The organism is Pseudomonas sp. Root569, assembly GCF_001427465.1.
Classification (GTDB): domain Bacteria; phylum Pseudomonadota; class Gammaproteobacteria; order Pseudomonadales; family Pseudomonadaceae; genus Aquipseudomonas; species Aquipseudomonas synxantha.
The window spans coordinates 162,273-183,619 of record NZ_LMGQ01000007.1; the positions used below are offsets into that span (position 1 = coordinate 162,273).

21 protein-coding genes and 1 pseudogene are annotated in these 21,347 nt (G+C 61.2%); 10 read left to right on the top strand and 12 right to left on the bottom strand.

Features of this window, described 5'->3' with window-relative positions; genetic code table 11:
• Nucleotides 1-16: 16 nt before the first annotated feature.
• Complete coding sequence (locus tag ASD70_RS08730) at nt 17-292, top strand: peptidylprolyl isomerase (protein ID WP_003174397.1); 276 nt, start codon at nt 17-19, stop codon at nt 290-292.
• 120 nt (nt 293-412) lie between these two features.
• Here the strand turns inward: ASD70_RS08730 and ASD70_RS08735 are convergent, their stop codons facing one another.
• From ASD70_RS08735 to ASD70_RS08770, 8 genes are all read right to left on the bottom strand, one after another.
• Nucleotides 413-1,318: a sugar kinase gene (locus ASD70_RS08735; protein WP_056846218.1), complete on the bottom strand. Its 906-nt coding sequence runs from the start codon at nt 1,316-1,318 to the stop codon at nt 413-415.
• 108 nt (nt 1,319-1,426) lie between these two features.
• Nucleotides 1,427-2,635, bottom strand: a complete 1,209-nt coding sequence (locus tag ASD70_RS08740; protein ID WP_046068494.1) for an amino acid deaminase — start codon at nt 2,633-2,635, stop codon at nt 1,427-1,429.
• A 9-nt stretch (nt 2,636-2,644) separates the two neighbouring features.
• Entirely contained in the window at nt 2,645-3,409 is a 765-nt protein-coding gene (locus tag ASD70_RS08745) for an IclR family transcriptional regulator (protein ID WP_046072489.1), read from the bottom strand.
• A gap of 145 nt (nt 3,410-3,554) precedes the next feature.
• Nucleotides 3,555-3,944, bottom strand: coding sequence for a RidA family protein (locus tag ASD70_RS08750; RefSeq protein WP_005788829.1), 390 nt, complete (start codon nt 3,942-3,944; stop codon nt 3,555-3,557).
• 15 nt (nt 3,945-3,959) lie between these two features.
• Nucleotides 3,960-4,742 carry an amino acid ABC transporter ATP-binding protein gene (locus tag ASD70_RS08755; protein WP_056846219.1) on the bottom strand — a complete coding sequence of 261 codons (783 nt, stop codon included), beginning with the start codon at nt 4,740-4,742 and terminating at the stop codon, nt 3,960-3,962.
• The gene (locus ASD70_RS08760) at nt 4,739-5,401 is read right to left on the bottom strand and encodes an amino acid ABC transporter permease (RefSeq protein ID WP_046068496.1); all 663 of its coding nucleotides are present in this window, start codon (nt 5,399-5,401) and stop codon (nt 4,739-4,741) included. Before ASD70_RS08760 ends, ASD70_RS08755 begins: the two co-directional genes overlap by 4 nt.
• An 11-nt stretch (nt 5,402-5,412) precedes the next feature.
• Nucleotides 5,413-6,075 (bottom strand): amino acid ABC transporter permease, encoded by a 663-nt coding sequence (locus ASD70_RS08765; protein ID WP_043051429.1) that lies wholly within the window; start codon nt 6,073-6,075, stop codon nt 5,413-5,415.
• Nucleotides 6,076-6,127: 52 nt separating this feature from the next.
• Nucleotides 6,128-6,976 (bottom strand): transporter substrate-binding domain-containing protein, encoded by an 849-nt coding sequence (locus tag ASD70_RS08770; protein ID WP_005788838.1) that lies wholly within the window; start codon nt 6,974-6,976, stop codon nt 6,128-6,130.
• Between the two features lie 339 nt (nt 6,977-7,315).
• Between ASD70_RS08770 and ASD70_RS28255 the strand changes: the two are divergent.
• A pseudogene (locus tag ASD70_RS28255) lies at nt 7,316-7,594 on the top strand (thioredoxin family protein); the annotation flags it as partial.
• Between the two features lie 43 nt (nt 7,595-7,637).
• Here ASD70_RS28255 and ASD70_RS08775 read toward each other — a convergent pair.
• The 3 genes from ASD70_RS08775 to rpiB all read right to left on the bottom strand — a co-directional run bounded on the left by ASD70_RS08775 (nt 7,638) and on the right by rpiB (nt 11,001).
• Complete coding sequence (locus tag ASD70_RS08775; RefSeq protein ID WP_056846220.1) at nt 7,638-9,200, bottom strand: TerC family protein; 1,563 nt, start codon at nt 9,198-9,200, stop codon at nt 7,638-7,640.
• 295 nt (nt 9,201-9,495) lie between these two features.
• On the bottom strand, nt 9,496-10,476 hold the full coding sequence (locus tag ASD70_RS08780) for a sugar-binding transcriptional regulator (RefSeq protein WP_005788844.1): 981 nt from the start codon (nt 10,474-10,476) through the stop codon (nt 9,496-9,498).
• A gap of 63 nt (nt 10,477-10,539) precedes the next feature.
• Nucleotides 10,540-11,001, bottom strand: coding sequence for a ribose 5-phosphate isomerase B (rpiB, locus tag ASD70_RS08785; RefSeq protein WP_043051432.1), 462 nt, complete (start codon nt 10,999-11,001; stop codon nt 10,540-10,542).
• A gap of 283 nt (nt 11,002-11,284) precedes the next feature.
• On the opposite strand from rpiB, the gene ASD70_RS08790 reads away from it, so the two are divergent.
• From ASD70_RS08790 to dhaL, 7 genes are all read left to right on the top strand, one after another.
• Nucleotides 11,285-12,772, top strand: coding sequence for a sugar ABC transporter ATP-binding protein (locus ASD70_RS08790; RefSeq protein ID WP_043051433.1), 1,488 nt, complete (start codon nt 11,285-11,287; stop codon nt 12,770-12,772).
• Entirely contained in the window at nt 12,769-13,746 is a 978-nt protein-coding gene (locus tag ASD70_RS08795) for an ABC transporter permease (protein ID WP_043051434.1), read from the top strand. The genes ASD70_RS08790 and ASD70_RS08795 overlap by 4 nt, the downstream gene beginning before the upstream one ends.
• Before the next feature lie 34 nt (nt 13,747-13,780).
• Complete coding sequence (locus tag ASD70_RS08800) at nt 13,781-14,788, top strand: substrate-binding domain-containing protein (protein ID WP_056846221.1); 1,008 nt, start codon at nt 13,781-13,783, stop codon at nt 14,786-14,788.
• 149 nt (nt 14,789-14,937) lie between these two features.
• Nucleotides 14,938-15,693 carry an SDR family oxidoreductase gene (locus ASD70_RS08805; protein WP_046068501.1) on the top strand — a complete coding sequence of 252 codons (756 nt, stop codon included), beginning with the start codon at nt 14,938-14,940 and terminating at the stop codon, nt 15,691-15,693.
• Nucleotides 15,694-15,721: 28 nt separating this feature from the next.
• A complete protein-coding gene (locus tag ASD70_RS08810) occupies nt 15,722-16,837 on the top strand; it encodes an MDR/zinc-dependent alcohol dehydrogenase-like family protein (protein WP_056846222.1) in 1,116 nt (371 codons plus the stop codon).
• A gap of 154 nt (nt 16,838-16,991) precedes the next feature.
• The gene (locus tag ASD70_RS08815) at nt 16,992-17,993 is read left to right on the top strand and encodes a dihydroxyacetone kinase subunit DhaK (RefSeq protein ID WP_046068503.1); all 1,002 of its coding nucleotides are present in this window, start codon (nt 16,992-16,994) and stop codon (nt 17,991-17,993) included.
• Nucleotides 17,994-17,995: 2 nt separating this feature from the next.
• Nucleotides 17,996-18,643: a dihydroxyacetone kinase subunit DhaL gene (gene dhaL, locus ASD70_RS08820; RefSeq protein ID WP_056846223.1), complete on the top strand. Its 648-nt coding sequence runs from the start codon at nt 17,996-17,998 to the stop codon at nt 18,641-18,643.
• Here dhaL and ASD70_RS08825 read toward each other — a convergent pair.
• Nucleotides 18,600-19,496, bottom strand: a complete 897-nt coding sequence (locus tag ASD70_RS08825) for a LysR family transcriptional regulator (protein WP_046068505.1) — start codon at nt 19,494-19,496, stop codon at nt 18,600-18,602. The genes dhaL and ASD70_RS08825 overlap by 44 nt on opposite strands.
• A 150-nt stretch (nt 19,497-19,646) precedes the next feature.
• Here ASD70_RS08825 and ASD70_RS08830 point away from each other — a divergent pair, with 150 nt between their 5' ends.
• On the top strand, nt 19,647-21,155 hold the full coding sequence (locus ASD70_RS08830; protein ID WP_056846224.1) for an MFS transporter: 1,509 nt from the start codon (nt 19,647-19,649) through the stop codon (nt 21,153-21,155).
• Nucleotides 21,156-21,347 lie beyond the last annotated feature (192 nt).

The window sequence follows — 21,347 nt, forward strand, 5'->3', positions numbered from 1 at the left end:
CAGCTGGTAGAGACCAATGAAAGCCCAAGCCCGTCATATTCTGGTGAAAACCAGCGAAGAAGCCGAACAGCTCAAACAGCGCATTGCCAAGGGCGAAGCCTTTGATGTGCTTGCCAAGAAGTACTCCACCTGCCCGTCGGGCAAGCGCGGCGGCGACCTGGGTGAAGTGCGGCCAGGGCAGATGGTGGGGGCAATTGATGCGGTGATCTTCAAGAAGCCGGTGAAGGTGGTGCATGGGCCGATCAAGAGCAAGTTCGGGTATCACCTGGTGCAGGTGTTTTACCGGGACTGATGGGCTTGGCTTTCAGCCCTCATCGGGGCAAGCCCCCTCCCACACTTGCCCCTGTTCCAACTGAAGGAATGCAGTCTAATGTGGGAGGGGGCTTGCTCCCGATCCGCCCCAGGCGGCCATTCACCTCGGTATCAAAGCCCCCGACACCTGAATCACCCGACTCGCCAACCGATGCCCCGCCAAGGCAGCCTCTTGCGGCGACTCACCTTTAAGCCGCCCAGCCAAATACCCCGCACTGAACGAATCCCCCGCCGCCGTGGTGTCCACCACCTTCTCCACCTTCAACGCCGGCACCACGAAACGCTCCCCCGCACAACGAATCAGACAGGCGTCCGCCCCACGCTTGAGCACCACCTCTGCAATCGATGGATACGCCGAAAACACCTGCTCGCTGTCCTGATAGCCAAACAACGCAAACTCGTCATCCTCGGTCAACAAGGCGATATCCACTTCGGCCAGCACCTTGCTATAAGCCTCACGGGCCGCTGCGACATCAGCCCACAGCCGTGGCCGGTAATTGTTGTCGAACACCACCCTGCCACCCCGACGGCGGGTTTGCACCAAGGTTTGCAGCAGGCGCCCGCGCCCCACCGCTCCCAACACCGCCAGGGTAATGCCGCTGAAATACACCACGTCATAATCCGGCAGCGCCGCCAGTATCGGCTCGGCCGCCGGCGTGGTGAAGCAGTCGCGCACCGCCGCTTCGTTGCGCCAATACAGAAATTTGCGCTCGCCATTGGCATCGGTCTGGATGCAATACAAGCCCGGCAGGCGTCCGGGCAGGCGCTGGACCATGCCCAGGCCAACGCCCTCTTCGTGCCATTGCTGGCACATGGCATCGCTGAAGCTGTCATCGCCCAGGGCGGTGACATAGTCGACGCTGCCGACCTCGCCCAGTTCGCGGCGCAGGTACACCGCCGTGTTCAGGGTGTCGCCACCGAAGCTCTGATGCAGGCTACCGTCGGCGCGGTGTTGCAGTTCGATCATGCATTCGCCGATAAGGGCGATACGCGGTTGGTTGGTCATGGCTGCGGTCTCGGTGGGGCTGATGGCCTCATCGGGGGCAAGCCCCCTCCCACAGGGGAACGCATTCCAAATATGGGAAGGGCTTGCCCCCGATAGGAGCGACTCGGTCTAGAAACAGGTACGCAGGGACTCGACCACCTGCAACTGCTCATCCACCAGGCAGCCCAGCTGCCATTTGTCGAAGGTCAGGCAAGGGTGGGAAGTACCAAACGAAATGATGTCGCCAATGCGCAACTCAACCCCCGGTGCCACGGTCATGAACGCATGCTGGTCCATCACCGCCGTGACCTTGCAGGCACTCACATCATCGCCTTGGGCCGGCACAATCCCGGCCTTGTAGCGCTTGAGCGGCACCGGCAAACCGGCGTCATAAGCCACATCGCGCTTGCCCAGGGCAACCACCGCAAAGCCCGGCTCCGGCAGCGACTGCACATGGGCCCAGACTTCCAGCGCCGGGCGCAGGCCTTCGTTGAGGTCGCTGCGGCGCTCGAGCACACAGCATTGGGCTTCTTTGTAGATACCATGGTCGTGGGCCACATAGCTGCCGGGGCGCAATACACTGAGGAAACGCCCGGCGGCATTCTGCGCTTCGAACGACTCGGCGATCAGGTCGTACCAGGCCGAGCCCGAGGCCGTGACGATCGGCTTGGGCAGGTCGAACAGGCCGTTGTCTTGCAAGTCCACCGCCAGGCGCACCAGGCTGGCGGCGAAGTCACGAATGCCGCTGATGGCGTGCTCACCGTGGATCACCCCTTCGTAGCCTTCGATACCGGTCAGGGCCAGCGCGGGCTGGGCCTTGATTGCCTTGGCCAGCTCGCGCACCTCCTGCTCGCTACGGCAACCGCAACGGCCGCCGACCACGCCGTACTCGATCATCACGTTCAGGCGCAGGCCACGGGCGGCGAAGAACAGTCCCAGGTCGGCGACGTTATCCGGGTGATCGACCATGCAATGGAAGTCGAAATCCTTGTCGGCCAGTAGCTCGGCGATCAACGCCATGTTCGGCGCGCCCACCAGTTGGTTGGCCATCAGCACGCGACGCACGCCACCGGCGTAGGCGGCACGGGTCTGCACGGCGCTGGCCAGGGTGATGCCCCAGGCGCCGGCGCTGAGCTGGCGCTGGAACAGCGCGGGCATCATGCTGGTCTTGCCGTGGGGCGCCAGCTCAGCGCCGCTGCGGCTGACAAAGTCCTGCATCCAGCGAATGTTGTGTTCCAGGGCGTCGCGGTGCAGCACCAGGGCCGGCAGGCTGACGTCGCGGACCAAGTGGGCACCGATAGCGGCGGCGCCTTTTTCAACGGCATTGAGGGCAGACATGGAAAACTCCTATTCGTTGATACGCCGGGCCAGGCTGTTGGCGCTGTCGATCAGCACCCGGCGATAGTCGTGGTAGTTTTTGCTGGCATCGGCCCGGGGGGCGACGATGCACAGGGTCGCAATGCTGACGCCCTGGGCGTCCCGCACCGGGGCGGCAAAGCAATGGGTAAAGGTGTCGGCCACACTGTCGAAGGAAAAAAAGCCATCGAGGGTGGCCTGGCGGATCTGTGCCAGGAAGATGTGCAACGGCAGGCGCTGGCCGTCCGGCAGGATGAAATCGTCGGGGTCGATCAGGTCGATGATCTGCTGGTCGCTCAAATGCCCGAGCAGCAGGCGCCCGGAAGCGGTCCACGGGATCGGCGCGTTTTCACCGATATCCGAAGAAATCCTGAAATGCCGCTGGCCCTCGCGCATCAGCGCCACCGTGTATTTGCGCCCATTGAGCAAGCACATCTGCGCGGTTTCGTGGGTCTGGCTGACGATGTCCTGCAGGGCATGGTCGGCCTCGCGGGTCAGGTCGAAGTGGCGCAGGTGCGCCTGGCCGAGAAAATACAGCTGGCGGCCCAGATACACGTGACCGTCCTTGCCCACGGTCTCCAAAATGCGCCGTTCGAGCAACGAAGCGACCAGCTCATAGACCGTTGATTTTGGGCTGCCGATGCCGCTGGCAATGTCATTCGGGCGCAGGGGCTGGCCGATCTCCTTGAGAAAATCAAGGATATCGAACGCACGGTCCAGGCCTTTGGCGCGGCGCTTGATGAGGTCTTCGGTCATGGCGGACTCGGTCCCGAGTGGTATGAAGTCTTCTGTAGGAGCGAGCTTGCTCGCGAAAAACTTCAGGACAACGCGTTCATACAGAATACCCGCGTCATCATTGACGATCTTCGCGAGCAAGCTCGCTCCTACAGGGTTTGAATATTCAGCCCTTTTTCTTGTAGGCCACGCAATCGATCTCGACCTTGCAATCGACCATCATATTGGCCTGCACACAGGCCCGCGCCGGGGCGTGTTCCGGGGTGAAGTATTCGCCGAAGACCTTGTTGAAACTCCAGAAGTCCCGTGGGTCTTCCAGCCACACACCCACGCGCACCACATCCTTGAGTTCGTAGCCGGCCTCTTCGAGGATCGCCACCACGTTGCGCATGGTCTGCCGGGTTTGCTCGACGATGCCGCCGCTGATGATTTCGCCGTCCACGGCGGGCACCTGGCCTGACACATACAGCCAGCCATCGGCCTCTACCGCACGGGCGAATGGACGTGGCTGGCCGCCACCTGCGGTGCTGCCGGTACCGTAACGAGTAATGCTCATGAAAGTTGCTCCTTGTTAAAAACGAATGTTCTTGAGAAATTCCGCCAGGCGCGGCGACTGCGGCCGCTCGAAGATATCTTTGGCGGTACCCTGCTCTTCAATGCGGCCCTGGTTCATGAAGACGATCTGGTCGGAGACTTCATAGGCAAAGCGCATTTCGTGGGTGACCAGCAACATGGTCATGCCCTCCTCCGCCAGCCCCTTGATCACGCTGAGCACTTCGCCTACCAGCTCCGGATCGAGGGCCGATGTGACCTCGTCGAACAGCATCAGGCTGGGGTTCATGGCAATGGCGCGGGCAATCGCCACGCGCTGTTGCTGACCACCAGACAATTGGCCGGGAAAGTGGTTGCGCCGCTCCAGCAGGCCGACGCGGTCCAGCCACTTTTCGGCCAAGGCCACGGCTTCATCCTTGCCCATCTTCTTGACCTTGAGCAAGCCAAGGGTGACGTTCTGCAGCGCGGTCAGATGCGGGAACAGGTTGAATTGCTGGAACGCCATGCCGGTCATGGCGCGGTGCTGGGCAATCACCCGCTCCGGATGGCGCACGCGCTTGCCGCCGACCTCGCGGTAGCCGATGGACTCGCCATCCAGGGTGATCTGCCCGCCCTGGAATTCTTCCAGCAAGTTCACGCAGCGCAGCAAGGTGGTCTTGCCGGAGCCGCTGGAGCCGATCAAGGTCACTACATTGCCGCGCTGCATGGACAGGTCCACGCCCTTGAGCACTTCCACCTCGCCGTATTGTTTACGCAGCCCGCGAATAGCCAGCAGCGGTTGGTTGGTTTGAGCTTGGTTCATGGCAAGGCCACCCGCTTTTCAATGTAGCGCCCGAATAATTCAATGGCGTAGTTGATGACAAAGAACAGAAACCCGGCGAACAGGTAGAACTCCAGGGTCATGAAGGTGCGTGCGATCACCTGCTGGGTACTGAGCAGCAATTCAGCCACGCCGATCACCGACAGCAAGGTCGAGGCCTTGACGATTTCCGTGGAAGAATTGACCCAGGTCGGCAGGATCTGCCGCAGCGCCTGGGGCAACAGCACGTAGCCCAGGGACTGGTAAAACGTCAGGCCAATTGCCTTGCCTGCTTCCAGCTGTCCACGGGGAATGGCTTGCAGCGCGCCGCGCACGATTTCCGACACATGGGAGCCACAGAACAACGTGAGCCCAACCGCACCGGCCTGGAATGCGCTGATGTGCCAGCCGAGCGCCGGCAGCATGTAGAAACACGCCAGTACCAGCACAAACACCGGTGTGCCCCGGATCAAATCGACGTACAGGCGAAACGGCGCGCGCATCCAGAACTTGCCGTAGGTCAGGATCAACCCGGCGACGATGCCGATCAGGGTGCCAAAGATAATCGCCAGGGCCGACACGTATACACTGGCCTGGAAGCCGGCCCAGAGCGTATCGCGGGCGACCCATAATTCATGCAGCCAACTGGGGGATTCGTACATGGAAACCCTCCTTAACGACGGATCGCCAGACGCTGCTCAAGGTAACGCAGCAGCATGGCAATGAGGTAGCAGGCAGCCACGTAGAGCGCAGTCGTGACCAGCCAGGTTTCAATCACCCGGTAGCTTTCGACGTTGATCTTGCGGGCGTAATAGGTCAGCTCCGGCACCGCAATCGCAGCGGCCAGGGAGGTGTCCTTGAACAGCGAGATAAAGTTGTTCGACAGCGCCGGCAACACGTTGCGCAACATCACCGGCACGGTGATATAGGCGCGGATCCGCCACTCGCCAAGTCCGATGGCCAGCCCGGCTTCGCGCAGGCCCTTGGGAATATTCAGTAGCCCGGCGCGGAACACTTCGGTCAGGTAGGCACCGGCGTAGAGCGACAGGGTGATGATGAACGAGGGAATCTTGTCCAGGCGGATCCCCAGGGACGGCAAGGCAAAGTAGATCAACAGGATCAGCACCAGGATCGGCGTATTGCGCACAACCGTCACGTACACCGAAGCCAGGATGCGCAACGCGCGGTGCCGGGACAGCATGGCAAACGCCATCAGCAGGCCGATCACGCAGCCGATGGCAATCGACAGCAACGCCAACTGCAGGCCCAGGCCGAGCCCCGCCAGCAAGGTGTCGAAATCACGCCAGACGGCGGCAAAATTCAACTGATAGTTCATGGTTAGCAATACCTGAGTGGGGCGTGTTCAGGCACGCCCCTATTGTTGCGGATCACTTGAATTCCACGGGAAAACCAATCGCCGGTTCTGGCAGGTCCACGCCAAACCACTGCTTGAATGAAGCTTTGTAGGTGGGGAATTCCACACCGGTCATGGCTTCGTGCAGCGCGGTGTTGACGAAGTTCAGCCAATCCTGGTCGCCGCGCTTGACCGCGCACGCGTAGGTTTGCGGGCTCCAGGCGTATGTGGGGCTGCGGTAGCGGCCAGGGTTCTGCACCATCAGGTATTTGACCGAAGACTGGTCGGTGGCGGCGGCATCGGCGCGACCGGAGTTCACGGCCTGGTACATCAGGTCGACACTGTCGTACTGGTCGACCTTGGCCTTGGGCAGCGCCTGGTGCACGAGCTCTTCGGCATACACGTTTTGCAGCACAGCCACAGTGACGTCATCGCCCGCCGCCTGCAGGTCTTCGATTTCCTTGTACTTGCTGTTGTTCGGCAGCAACAGGCCGACACCTTCGCGGTAGTACGGCAGGGTGAAGGCCACCTGCTGCGCACGGCTGGCTGTGACGGTGATGAACTGGCAGCTCATATCGACCTTGTCGGTGAGCAGGTTGGGAATGCGTGCGTCGGACGACTGCACCACAAACTCGACCTTGCTCGGGTCATTGAACAAACCCTTGGCCACCATGCGGCCGATGTCGATATCGAACCCCTGCAACTTGCCGTCCGCTCCCTGGAAGTGCCACGGCGCATTAGTACTGCCTGTACCCACGATAAGGTGCCCGCGCTTGAGCACATCATCCAGCTTGCTGTCCGCCGCTTGCACCATGCTTGTGAAGGAAGCCGATGCGGCAACAAGAAATACACACGCTTTGAATACGGAAGGTCGGTGATGCATGACAAGCACTCCAGGGATTGTTTATTCCGCTATACCGGAACTTGGTATGTAACAACGGAATAGACAGCAGAAAGTGTGCCACAGCCACGGCAGGAAAAATATGCTGTCGGGAAACTCTTTATGGTTCAGTAAGATAGGTATTGAAGCGCTTAACGGCGTTGCGCCGAAAGCGTAGGGTTTTGCTACGCAACGCCCCACAACGGTGTTACTGCGCACCTATCTGGGTGCCTGGATGACGCTCCAGATGCAAGGTGCGTGAAGACGGCCCTGTGAAGGTTGACAGTAGACCTGGACGATTTTCCGACTTAGCGTGAGCCATGGAGTGACAGGAGATGCCCGATGGACTACGTCAATGCAGTGATCAGAGATAAGGCGCAATTTGACCGCGAACTCGATACGAAGCAGCCCGTATTCGTTGTATTCATTTCCCATGGTTGCGCGGCATGCACTGATGCGATGCCACGCTTCATGCGGATAAGCCAACGGTACGAGAACCAGGTCAAGATCATGATCCTCGATTGCGCCGAAACACCGCGCCATCCAAGCGTGGACCGGATTCCAATGCTGCTGATCTACCAGGACCAACAGCTTCAGGAAACCGTTCCCGGACTCGGCGAGCAAGCGCTTGAAGACGCGTTCAAGCGGTTCGCTCGCCTTCAGATCAAGGGGCCGTTAGCGGCGACAAACAAACCTGCGTCACCCTCCGCTCTTCCACCGCGACCACAGTCAGGCGCCACCCCTCGTATTCAAGACTATCGCCCACAACCGGCAAGCGATCCAACAGGCTCATCACCAGGCCTGCCAGGGTCTGGTAATCTTCCGTCGCCACGGCCTTGAAGCCGGTGCGTCGGCTCACCTGATTAAGATTCAAGGCACCATTGGCACGAAAGCCCGCGCCCTCCTCGACAATGTCCGGGCCTTCGATTTCACTGGCATCGGGCAATTCACCGGCGATGGATTCCAGAATATCGGTCATGCTCAACACGCCCATGAAGTCCCCGAATTCGTTGATCACGAAGGCGATGTGGGTGGACTCCTGGCGCATCTGCTCAAGGGCATTGAGGATCGAAAAGCTCTCCAGCAGGTTGATTGCCCGGCGCGCCAAGTGCTCCAGGTTCGGCTCGTTACCGGCCAGGTATTCCTTGAGCAGCTCTTTCTTGTGCACAAAGCCCAGGGGCTCATCCACCGCGCCATTGCGGATCAACGGCAGGCGCGAGTAGGACGAATGCATCAACTTCAGGCGGATAGTCTCGGGATCGTCCGCCAGGTCGATGCAGTCAACCTTGGCCCGAGGCGTCATCAAGGAGCGAATCGGCCGCTCGGCCAGTTGCAGCACACCGCTGATCATCACCCGCTCGCGTCGGTCAAACAGCGGACCTTGGGCTGCATCCGGCTCGCCCAACAGATCAGCGACATCCTCACCCACCTCCTCCACCGCCAGGCTGCGGCCGCCCAATAAGCGCATTACCGCATGGGCAGTACGCTCACGCACGGGCAGCACACCCTGCGCCGACTTCTTGCGCCGCGACCGGGCGATCTGGTTGAACAGCTCGATCAGAATCGAGAAGCCAATGGCCGCGTACAGGTAGCCCTTCGGAATATGGAAGCCCAAGCCTTCGGCGGTCAGGGCGAAACCAATCATCATCAAGAAGCCCAGGCACAGCATGATCACCGTGGGGTGCGCGTTAACGAAGCGGGTCAACGGCTTGCTCGCCACGATCATCAGGCCGATGGAGACGATCACGGCGATCATCATCACCGCCAATTCGTCCACCATGCCCACGGCGGTAATTACAGCGTCGAGGGAGAACACCGCATCCAGCACCACAATCTGCGCGACAATCGGCCAGAACATAGCGTAGGCCACACTGCCCTTGTGGTGGGCCACGTGGCCCTCGAGGCGCTCATGCAATTCCATGGTGGCCTTGAACAACAGGAACACACCACCAAACAGCATGATCAGGTCGCGACCGGAGAAGCTCTTGTCGAACACCTCGAACAGCGGCTGCGTGAGGGTCACCAACCAGGAAATACTCGCCAACAGGCCCAGGCGCATTAACAGTGCCAGGGACAAACCGATCAACCGCGCACGGTCACGCTGTTCCGGCGGCAACTTGTCCGCCAGGATCGCGATAAACACCAGGTTGTCGATACCCAGCACCAGTTCCAGCACAATCAAGGTCGCAAGGCCGAGCCAGGCCGTTGGATCCGCTAACCATTCCATTTATAGAGTCTCTGTATTCAAGTGTTCAGAATGCCGGACACGGCAATGCGCGGTCAGTGGACCGGGCCAAGGTTAGCAGTCGGAATACGGGGTGCTTCAGGGGGAACGACGACAGTGGTGGTCTTGGGGAAAGACGACTGGGAGGCTCCGAGAGGGTGTTCATGCAAGTCCTGAGATAACAAAGGGACTTGAATCCTACAGCCCAAATACACAATTCCCACATAGCAAACTATTACAAAACCTGTCTCCCAGACTCCCACACAAGCCCCCATTCCACATTTGGAACGGTGTGGTATCAGGACTTTCGGGTGGCATCATCCAGGGCCAGGATGGTGTGGGCATTGGTGACGGTTGTCGCCAGCGTATTGATCACCCCCGAGCGCAACGCCCCCAACGTCGCCGCCGCCTTGGTGTTCTCACTGGCAATCGCCACCACATCCGGGATGCGGAACAGCTCCTGCACGGTCAGTCCGATCACCCGACCCTGGATGGCGTTGACCGCGGGCTGGCCGTGAATGTCGATAAAGTCATAGCCCATCATGTCGCCCACGGTACCGGATAACCGCGCCTGGGCAATCTCCTGGGGCGAGAACCAGCCCATGCGCACCATGTTGCTGTTCTCGCTCATGTCACCGATGCCGATCAGGGCAATGTCGGCTCGCCGTGCACGGTCGAGGGTGGAGCGCACCGTGTCGTTATTGATCAGCACGCCGCGCAGTTCCGGGTTGGCCACCAGCGCCGGGGCGTACAGGCTTTCGCTCTCGCCGCCAAAGCGCAGGGCCAGGCGCCGGCAGATATGGTCGGGGTTCATGTACTCGCCGGCCTTGAGCGAACCGCCAATGGCACACACAAACGTGCAGTTGCGCGTCACCGGCAGAAAGACGTTGTCGGCCACCGCGCCGACGTTACGGCCCATGCCGACGGCGACGATCATGCCGTCACCGAGGGTCTTGTTCAGGTAGTTGGCCACCAGGCTGGCGACCGCCGAGCGTTGGGTGTCAGGGTCGCTGTGGTCGACCGCGATCAAGGCGCGGTCAAGTTTGAAGCGCTCCACCAGCGCCCTCTCCAGCTCGTTGTTCATCGCCGGGTGCTGCAACACGCGCACCTCGACAATGCCTTCATCCCGCGCGCGCTTGAGCAGGCGACTGACTTTTGCCCGCGACAGATCGAAGCGTTTGGCGATGGCCTCCTGAGTGACGTTCTCAAGGTAATAGAGCATCGCCACTTCGGTCATCTGATCGATATCACTGGCCATGCGCTGGGTACTGTCACTCATGGGGACGGGCTTCCGTTTCGGCGTCAAAGGCACATTCTCCCGACTCTTGCCCCGTGCCGTCCACTACTGATGCCCATCGCGCTCGATCGCATTGATGCGTTCGACCTTGGCCCCAGAACGCGCCACCTCGAACTCCGAGGCCAGAAACGCAGTGACGATGCTCTTGGCCAGCTCTGCGCCGATCACCCGCGCACCGATGGACAGGATCTGAGCATCGTTGCTCTTGCGCGCCCGCTCCGCCGAATAGGTGTCATGGGCCTGGGCCGCACGAATACCCATCACCTTATTGGCTGAGATGGCCATGCCGATCCCGGTGCCGCACACCAGCACGCCCAGGCGCTGCTGCCCGGCATTGATGGCATTGGCCACAGCCAGGGCGATGTCCGGGTAAAGCACTGGCGCGGTGGAGTGAGTACCGAAGTCGGTCACCGGGTAACCCAGCGCCTCGATATGGCGCCTCAACAGTTCTTTAAGCTCAAAACCCGCTTCATCGCATCCGATAGCCACCGGGAAAGGTGTGTTCATAGCGTCTGGCTCCGCTGCCGAGATCCTGATTAAGACTGATCATATGATCACTCAATGAAATTTCGCTCAGTCATTTCGCGGGCATTTTACCTTCTGTGTCAAGCTTGATTTAACTGACTTCCCACTCAATGCGGCTCAAAAAGCCTATATGGCCGCTAAAGATGAGAATCATCTCTTTTAAGTGAAAGAGATTGACTGATCAGAATTTCATTTGATACACATATGCTCACAGCGAAACATGACTGTGCGACCTAATAAGAATTCACAGCACGAGGACACGCCGATGGCCACGCCATTACTGCTCCAGGCTGAACACGTCGCCAAGGCTTACGCCGGGGTGCCCGCCCTGCGTGACGGGCGCCTTTCTCTGCGGGCCGGCAGCGTCCACGCCCTGTGCGGCGGCAATGGCGCCGGCAAGTCGACCTTCCTGAGCATCCTGATGGGCATCACCCAGCGTGACGCCGGCAGCATCCTGCTCAACGGTGCGCCGGTACAGTTCAACCGCCCGAGCGAAGCCCTGGCGGCGGGGATCGCGATGATCACCCAGGAGCTGGAACCTATCCCCTACATGACCGTCGCCGAAAATATCTGGCTGGGCCGCGAACCACGCCGCGCCGGCTGCATTGTCGACAGCAAAACCCTCAATCGGCGTACCCGCGAACTGCTGGAAAGCCTGGAGTTCGAGGTCGACGCCACCAGCCCCATGCACCGCTTGAGCGTGGCGCAGATCCAATTGGTGGAAATCGCCAAGGCGTTCAGCCATGACTGCCAGGTGATGATCATGGATGAGCCCACCTCGGCCATCGGCGAGCGCGAGGCCGAAACGTTGTTCAAGGCCATTCGCCGCCTCACCGCCCGCGGCGCTGGCATCGTGTATGTGTCCCATCGCCTGAGCGAACTGGCGCAGATCGCCGATGACTACAGCATCTTCCGCGATGGCGCCTTTGTAGAAAGCGGGCGCATGGCCGATATCGACCGCGACCACCTGGTGCGCGGTATCGTCGGCCAGGAGCTGACGCGCATCGACCACAAGGTCGGCCGCGAATGCGCCGCCGACACCTGTCTGCAAGTCGACAGCCTGAGCCGCAACGGCGAGTTCCACGACATCAGCCTGCAACTGCGCCAGGGCGAAATCCTCGGCATCTATGGGCTGATGGGCTCCGGGCGCAGTGAGTTCCTCAATTGCATCTACGGCCTGACCGTGGCGGACTCCGGCAGCGTCACCCTGCAAGGCAAGCCCATGCCGATCGGCATGCCCAAGGCCACCATCGACGCTGGCATGTCCCTGGTCACCGAAGACCGCAAGGACAGTGGCCTGGTACTGACCGGCAGCATCCTCTCGAACATTGCGCTGTCGGCCTACAAGCGTTTGTCGAGCTGGTCGCTGATCAACGCACGCAAAGAAACCCAGCTGGCCGAGGACATGGTCAAGCGCCTGCAGATCAAGACCAGCTCCCTGGATTTGCCGGTGGCATCCATGAGCGGCGGCAACCAGCAGAAAGTGGTGCTCGCCAAATGCCTGTCCACCGAGCCGGTGTGCCTGCTCTGCGACGAACCGACCCGGGGCATCGACGAAGGCGCCAAGCAGGAGATCTACCGCCTGCTCGACCAGTTCGTACGGGCTGGCGGCGCGGCCATCGTGGTGTCGTCGGAAGCCCCGGAACTGCTGCACCTGAGCGATCGCATCGCCGTATTCAAGGGTGGCCGGCTGGTGACCATCAGCACCGACACCGCCCTTTCCCAGGAAGCCTTGTTGAGTCTTGCCTCATGAATGCCAAAACCATCGCCGCACCTATTACTACCGCCCCACGCAGCCGCCTGCGCCTGTCCCTCGACCGTTTCGGCCTGCCGCTGGTGTTTATTTTGCTGTGCGTGGTGATGGCGTTTTCCAGTGAATACTTTATGACCTGGCGTAACTGGATGGACATCCTGCGCCAGACCTCCATCAACGGCATCCTCGCCGTGGGCATGACCTATGTGATCCTGACCAAGGGCATCGACCTCTCTGTGGGTTCGATCCTGGCGTTTGCCGGGCTGTGCAGCGCCATGGTCGCCACCCAGGGTTACGGCCTGCTGGCGGCAGTCAGCGCCGGGATGTTTGCCGGGGCGATGCTCGGCGTGGTCAATGGATTTATGGTCGCCAACCTGTCGATCCCGCCGTTCGTGGCGACCCTGGGCATGCTCAGCATCGCCCGGGGCATGACCTTTATCCTCAACGACGGCAGCCCCATCACCGACCTGCCCGACGCCTACCTGGCCCTGGGTATCGGCAAGATCGGACCGATAGGCGTGCCGATCATCATCTTCGCCGTGGTCGCACTGATCTTCTGGATGGTGCTGCGCTACACCACTTACGGGCGCTATGTGTACGCGGTGGGCGGCAATGAAAAGAGCGCACGCACCTCCGGCATCGGCGTGCGCAAGGTGATGTTCTCGGTGTACGTGGTCTCGGGCCTGCTCGCCGGATTGGCCGGCGTGGTGCTGTCGGCACGTACCACCTCTGCCCTGCCCCAGGCCGGGGTTTCCTACGAGCTGGACGCAATTGCCGCAGTGGTGATCGGCGGTACCAGCCTGTCGGGCGGCACCGGCAGCATCGTCGGCACCTTGTTCGGTGCGCTGTTGATCGGCGTGATCAACAACGGCCTGAACCTGCTCGGTGTGTCCTCTTATTACCAACAGGTCGCCAAGGGCCTGATCATCGTGTTCGCAGTACTGATCGACGTGTGGCGCAAGAAAAAACGCTGAAGAACGACCCACAACAATAACCGGAGTTCTACTCATGAAACTTGGTACCACTTTGGCCGCTGCGGCGACCCTCACCTTGCTTGCCAGCAGCATCGCCCTGGCTGCCGATGGCAAGACCTACAAGATCGGCGCAGCCGTCTACGGCCTCAAGGGCCAGTTCATGCAGAACTGGGTGCGTGAGCTCAAGGAACATCCGGCGGTCAAGGATGGCACCGTGCAGTTGACCGTGTTTGACGGCAACTACGACGCCCTGACCCAGAACAACCAGATCGAAAACATGGTGACCCAACGCTACGACGCGATCCTGTTCGTGCCGATCGATACCAAGGCCGGTGTCGGCACCGTCAAGGCTGCCATGAGCAACGACGTGGTGGTCATCGCCTCCAATACGAAAGTAGCCGATGCCAACGTGCCGTATGTCGGTAATGACGACGTGGAAGGCGGCCGCCTGCAGGCTCAGGCCATGGTCGACAAGCTCAACGGCAAGGGCAACGTGGTGATCATCCAGGGCCCGATTGGCCAATCGGCGCAGATCGACCGGGAAAAAGGCGAGCTGGAAGTGCTGGGCAAGCACCCGGATATCAAGATCATCGAGAAGAAAACCGCCAACTGGGACCGCGCCCAGGCCCTGACCCTCACTGAGGACTGGCTCAACGCCCACCCCAAGGGCATCAACGGTGTGATTGCACAGAACGACGACATGGCCCTGGGCGCCGTGCAGGCCCTGAAGTCCCACGGCCTTACCTCCAAAGACGTGCCCGTGACCTCCATTGACGGCATGCCGGATGCGATCCAGGCAGCGAAAAAAGACGAAGTCACCACCTTCCTCCAGGACGCCCAGGCCCAGTCCCAGGGCGCGCTGGACGTAGCCCTGCGCGCCCTGGCCGGCAAGGACTACAAGCCGCAGTCGGTGATCTGGGAGCGTTATGCCAAGGACGTGAAATGGGGTGAAGGCACGGCCAAGAACTACATCCTGCCATGGGTGCCGGTGACCAATGCCAATGCGGATGCTCTGTACAAGCAAGTCAGCGGCGGCAAGTAGTCAGTGGCTTGAAACACAGTCAACTGTGGGAGGGGGCTTGCTCCCGATAGCGGTGTATCAGCCACCTGATTTATCACTGTTACACCGCTATCGGGAGCAAGCCCCCTCCCACATTTTGATCTTCACCGTTTTCGAAAATGGAGTCATTCATGTCTGGATTCTGGAACCAAGCCTTCGACCTCAGTGGCCGTTGTGCGGTGATCACCGGGGGCGCTGCCGGCATCGGCCTGGCCTGCGCCACCTTGCTGGTGGAACGTGGTGCGCGGGTGGCGCTGCTGGACCGCGATCCTGCAGTGGTCGAGGTGGCCGCCCGCCTCGGTACCGGGCACCTGGGCATTGCCGTCGACCTCGGGAAGATCGACCAGATACAACCGACTGTCGACCACGTTTTCGCTCACTTCCAACGCCTGGATTACCTGATCAACAGCGCCGGCGTGGTGCTGCTGGACAAGGCCATCGAGGTCAGCGAAAGCGCCTGGGACACCACCCTGGATATCAACCTCAAGGCCAGTTTCTTCGTGGCTCAGGCGTGCGCCAAGCACATGCTCGCCCAGGGCAGCGGGCGCATCGTCAACCTCGCCTCCCAGGCCGCCGTCATTGGCCTGGACCGTCACGTCGCCTATTGCGCCAGCAAGGCGGCCATCGTCGGCATGACCAAGGTCCTGGCCATGGAATGGGCGCCGCAGATCAACGTCAACGCCATCTCACCCACCATCGTCGAAACCGCCCTGGGCAAAAAAGCCTGGGCCGGCGACGTGGGTGAGCGGGCCAAATTGCAGATCCCGGCGGGGCGTTTTGCATTGCCTGAAGAAATCGCCGGGCTGGCGCTATACCTGCTCAGCGATGCCGCGCAGATGATCACCGGCGCCAACATGGTGATCGATGGCGGCTACAGCATTCAGTAATTCCATCTTTATGTCGTGAGGTCCTGTCATGTCCACCGTCACCGAACGCACACCGCAACAACTCGCCCCGAGCATCCCGAAAACCATGCAGGCCGTGGTCTGCCATGGCCCGGAAGACTATCGCCTGGAAACCGTCGACGTGCCCACGCCCGGCCCCGACGAGATCCTCACCAAGGTCGAGCTGTGCGGCATCTGCATGGGCGATATCAAGACCTATCGCGGCGCGCCGTCGTTCTGGGGCGACGCCGAGCAACCGCGCTATGTGAAGCCGCCGATGATTCCCGGGCATGAGTTCGTGTGCCGTGTCGTCGCCCTTGGCCCAGGCGCCGAAAAGCGCGGCGTGGCGGTCGGCGACCGGGTGATTTCCGAACAGATCGTGCCATGCTGGGGTTGCCGCTTCTGCAACCACGGCCAGTACTGGATGTGCCAGAAGCATGACCTGTATGGCTTCCAGAATAATGTGCAGGGCGCCATGGCCCAGTACATGATTTTCACCAAGGAAGGCATCATCCACAAAGTGCCGGAATCCATCGCCCCCGATGAAGCGATCCTGATCGAGCCATTGGCCTGCTCGCTGCACGCGGCGGAGCGCGCCAACGTCGACCATGACGACATCGTAGTGGTCGCAGGCGCCGGCACTTTGGGCCTGGGCATCATCGGCGCGGTGCGGTTGCGCAACCCGAAAAAACTCATCGTGCTGGACATGAAACCCGAACGCGCCGCCCTCGCCCTGCGCATGGGCGCCGACGAAGTCTGGAACCCGGCAGAGGTAGATGTGCTGGCGAAAATCCGCGAGATCACGGATGGCTACGGTTGCGACATCTACATCGAAGCCACCGGGCACCACAAGGCGGTCAACCAGGGCCTGGCGATGCTGCGCAAGCTGGGGCGCTTCGTCGAATTCAGCGTGTTCAATGACGAGGCCACGGTCGATTGGTCGATCATTGGCGATCGCAAGGAGCTGGACATCCTCGGCTCGCACCTGGGGCCCTATATGTACCCGCGGGCCATCGACTTTATCGGCAACCGCAAGATCGACATGCGCGATGTGGTGACCCACAAGTTTGCCCTGGCGGACTTCAAGGAGGCGTTTGCGGTGATGGAGCGCGGCGATAAATCGCTCAAAGTTGTGCTTGAACCTTAGAACTTACACAACCGCTTTTACTGTAGGAGCGAGCTTGCTCGCGAAAAACGTCAACGATTACGCGGGCGGTCTGATTTAACGCGGCGATCTTGAGTTTTTCGCGAGCAAGCTCGCTCCTACAGTGAACAAAAACAAGAACACAGGAACCCGCGTTATGAATCGAGTCATCAACGATCCCGACCAAGTGGTCGAAGACATGCTGCGCGGCATCCTGGTCGCGCACCCCGAACTGCGCCAGTACGAGACCAACCCACGGGTCATCGTCAAGGCCAGGCCGTCCGCCCAGGGCCGTGTCGGCATCGTCACCGGCGGCGGCTCCGGGCATGAGCCGGCGTTCCTCGGCTATGTCGGCCCGGGCCTGGTAGACGCCGTGGCCGTCGGCGAGATTTTCTCCTCGCCCACCGCCAAGAGCTTTTTCGACGCCTTCCGCGCCGCCGACCATGGCGCGGGCGTGGCCTGCCTGTATGGCAACTACGCCGGCGACAATATGAACGTCAAGCTGGCGATGAAGATGGCCGCCAGCAAAGACATGCGCATCCGCACCGTAGTGGCCAACGACGATGTGGCTTCGGCACCCAAGGCCGACATCGCCAAGCGTCGCGGGGTGGCCGGGGAAATTTTCATGTGGAAGATCGGCGGTGCCGCCGCCGCCCAGCACTACGACCTGGACGGGGTGATTCGTGTCGCACAGAAAACCGTCGACCATTGCCGCTCCATTGGTATCGGCCTCACGCCCTGCACCATCGCCGCCGTGGGCAAGCCGAACTTCCAGATTCCCGACGGCCAGATGGAACTGGGCATCGGCCATCATGGCGAGCCGGGTATCGAAGTCATCCCGATTGAGTCGGCTGCGGCCATGGCCGAGCGCATGCTCGCACCGATCCTCGCCGACCGCGATTTCAGCCAGGACGACAGTGTGGTGGTGCTGGTCTCGGGCCTGGGTGCAACGCCGGTGATGGAGTTGTACATTTTCTACGCCGAGGTGGAAAAACAGCTCAAGGCCAAGGGCTTGAAGATCCACCGGTGCTACGTCGGCAACTACTTCACCTCCCTGGAAATGATGGGCGTGACCCTGACCCTGCTCGGCCTCGACGCCGAGCTGAAAACCCTGATCGACCAACCCTGCCGTTCCATCGGCATGACCCAGGCGGAGTAAACATGAGCCAGCACTTTTCCACCCGTGACGGCAGCGCTATCGTTGCCGACCTGGTCAGCGTCATCGTGGCCAATCGCGAATACCTCAGCGAAGTCGACGGCGCCATTGGCGACGGTGACCACGGCATCAACATGGCCAAGGGCTTCGCCCACTGCGGTCGCACTATCGAAGGCCGCCAACTGAGCCTGGCGCAAGCCCTGGATGAACTGACCCTGAGCCTGATGGAAGGGATCGGCGGATCCATGGGCCCGCTGTATGGCAGCCTGTTTATTGGCATGGCCGACGAAGTGCGCAATTGTGAAGACATCGACGCCGCGACCTTCGCCCAGCTGTTGCGCGGCGGCTTGACCTCACTGCAGGACATCACCGAGGCGGGCGTGGGCGACAAGTGCCTGATGGATACCCTTATTCCTGCAGTAGAGGCGTTTGAACAGGCACATGCATCCGGGGCGTCTTTCAACGATGCGCTGGAGGCGATGAAAACCGCCGCCTCCCAGGGGCGCGATTCGACCAAGGACCTGGTGGCCAAGATCGGCCGCGCCAGTCGCCTGGGCGAGCGCTCTCTCGGGGTGCTGGACGCCGGGGCGGTGTCGTGTTGCCTGATTCTTACGCGCCTGGCCGACTCGGTGCAGCCGCGACTGACTGCTTGACCTGCTGGATATACCGCGCCACCGCCGGCGCTTTTTCAAAGCGCCGGTAAATCAACGACAACCACGACGACGCCTCATTGCCCTGGATATTGCGATACACCACGCCGGGCAGGCTCACATGCCCGACCATCGATGCCGGCACTACCGCAACCCCCTGCCCCAACGACACCAAGGCCACCACCGCCACCAACCCGCCCGGCTGCGCGCCCAGACGCGGTGCGTAGCCGCCCTGGGCGGCGACATGCAAGGTGCCGCTGATTTGTTCCGGCAGGATAAACGTCTCGTTTTCCAGGTGCTCGCAGGTGATTGCCTTGAGTCCCAGCAGCCATGAGTCATGAGCCAGCGCCAGCACAAAGCCTTCGCTGTCCAGGCGCACCGCCTCAACGCCGTCCGGCAGGGTCATCGGCGAACGGATATAACCGATATCGCAGCGCCCATCGGCCACCGCGCCCGGTAGCGCAGCCATGGCCCATTCGCGCAGGTTCACGTTCACATCGGCAAACGCCTGGCTGAACCCTCGCACCTGGCGCTGCAACAGCCCGCAGTACAGCGCCGAGGCCACGTAACCCAACTCGATATGCCCGATCTCGCCACGCCCGGCGCGCTGGGCACTGCGCTGGGCGAACTCGAATTGGCGCACGGCGGCTTCAGCCTCGCTCAGCAGCGCGGCACCCGCTTCGGTGAGGCTGACTTCGCGCTGCCGGCGGATAAACAAGCGCGTGCCCAGGCTGGTTTCCATGTCCTGGATTTGCCGGCTCAGGGTCGGCGGCGCAATACCCAATTGCTCGGCGGCGCGGGTGAAATTGCGCTGCCGGGCCACGGCCAGAAAGTAACGAAAATGGCGGATTTCCATGGCAGCATTAGCTCAAAGGTAATGAAGTACTTCCTGGCGCCTAACAAAAATTTGATTAGCCAGGGATAAGCTCGTAGCTCCTGAACACTAGAGAGCCCTTGCAATGCAAGTCAACCGAGATTTCCGTATTGCCTACCAGGTAATTTGCTTGTGAGCCGGGTCAGTCCACACCTGACGCTGGTAACCGCCTCCGCTGTCTGCTCGTTGATCGTGCTGGATACCAACATCGTTGCCGTCACGCTGCCGAGCATCGCCCGCGACCTGGGCGCCAACTTTGCCGATATCGAGTGGGTAGTCAGCGCTTATATGCTGGCGTTCGCCGCCTTGTTGTTGCCGGCCGGGAGTATCGCCGACCGCTTTGGCCGCAAGAAAACCCTGGTCTGGGGCCTGGGTATTTTCATCCTCGCCTCCCTGGGCTGCGGCGCAGCACCCACCGCGCTGTGGCTGGACATCGCCCGGGCCGTGAAGGGGGTGGGTGCGGCGCTGCTGCTGACCTCGGCACTGGCATCTATCGGGCATACCTTCCACGATGAAATAGAACGCGCCAAGGCCTGGGCGTTCTGGGGCGCGTGCATGGGCGTGGCGATGACCGCCGCGCCGACCCTGGGCGGCTTGATCACCGAGTACCTGGGCTGGCGCTGGATTTTCTATCTCAACCTGCCGGTGGGGCTGGTACTGATGGCCTTGGTGCTGCGGGCGATCCCCGAGTCCCGCGATACCCGATCGGCGCGCCTGGATCCCTGGGGCAGCCTGGCGTTCAGTGGCAGCTTGCTGTGCCTGATCTGGGGGCTGATCGAGGCCAATCGCATCGGTTGGGATAGCCCGCTGACCTACGCCCGCCTCATCGGTGGCGGGCTGTTGATGGGCGTATTTGTGCTGGCCGAGCACCTGCAGCAGCGACCGATGGTGGACTTACAGCTGTTTCGGCACCCGCGCTTTATCGGCGCCTTGCTCGGCATGTTTGCCTATGCCGGGTGCGCCCAGGTGATGATGACGCTTCTGCCGTTCTACCTGCAGAACGGCCTGGGTTTTTCCGCGATTGCCTCGGGCCTGGGCATGTTGCCGTTTGCCTTGACCATGCTGGTCTGCCCACGCATCGGTGCACGCCTGGCGGGTCGCTTCACACCGGCGACCATGATGGCGAGCGGCTTGACCCTGGTGGGCTGCGGCAATCTGTTGAGTGCGTGGGCCGTGCAGGCTGGCGGGTATCTGCCCTTTGCCCTGGCAATCGCCGTCACCGGTGCAGGCGCGGGGTTACTCAATGGCGACACGCAGAAAAACATCATGGCCTGCGTGCCGCGAGATCGCGCAGGCATGGCCTCGGGCATGAGCACCACCATGCGTTTCAGCGCAATCATGTTGGCCATCGGCGTGTATGGCGCATTGCTGAGCAGCCACAGCGAGCAGTTGCTGAGCGCGAGTATCGACCCGCAGTGGCAGGCGCAGGTGACGGGTATTGCTTCGCGGGTGGTAGCCGGTGATATGCCCGCGGCGCTGGATCTGGTGCCCGAAGCAGCGCGGGTGACGGTGCAACCGCTGGCGCGGCAGGCGTTCGTGGGTGGGTTCAGCGAAGTGTTGTGGGTGGCGGGTTTATTGGGGTTGCTGGGCGCGCTGGTGGTGGGGAGCCTGATGCGCAAGCCGATACCCACACACAGCTGAATGTGGGAAAGGCTTGCCCCCGATGAGCATCGGCACCTACACAACTTTGTAGCAGCTAAATGTAACCACGATGCGCAGCGAGCCGCCCTTGATCTTGATCTGCTTTTGATCTTGATCTTAGGCGCCCCGTTAAACCACGCTGGCCGGAATTCGACAGGGATTTGGGGGGTAAACCGGCAGGGATGCCGGTTT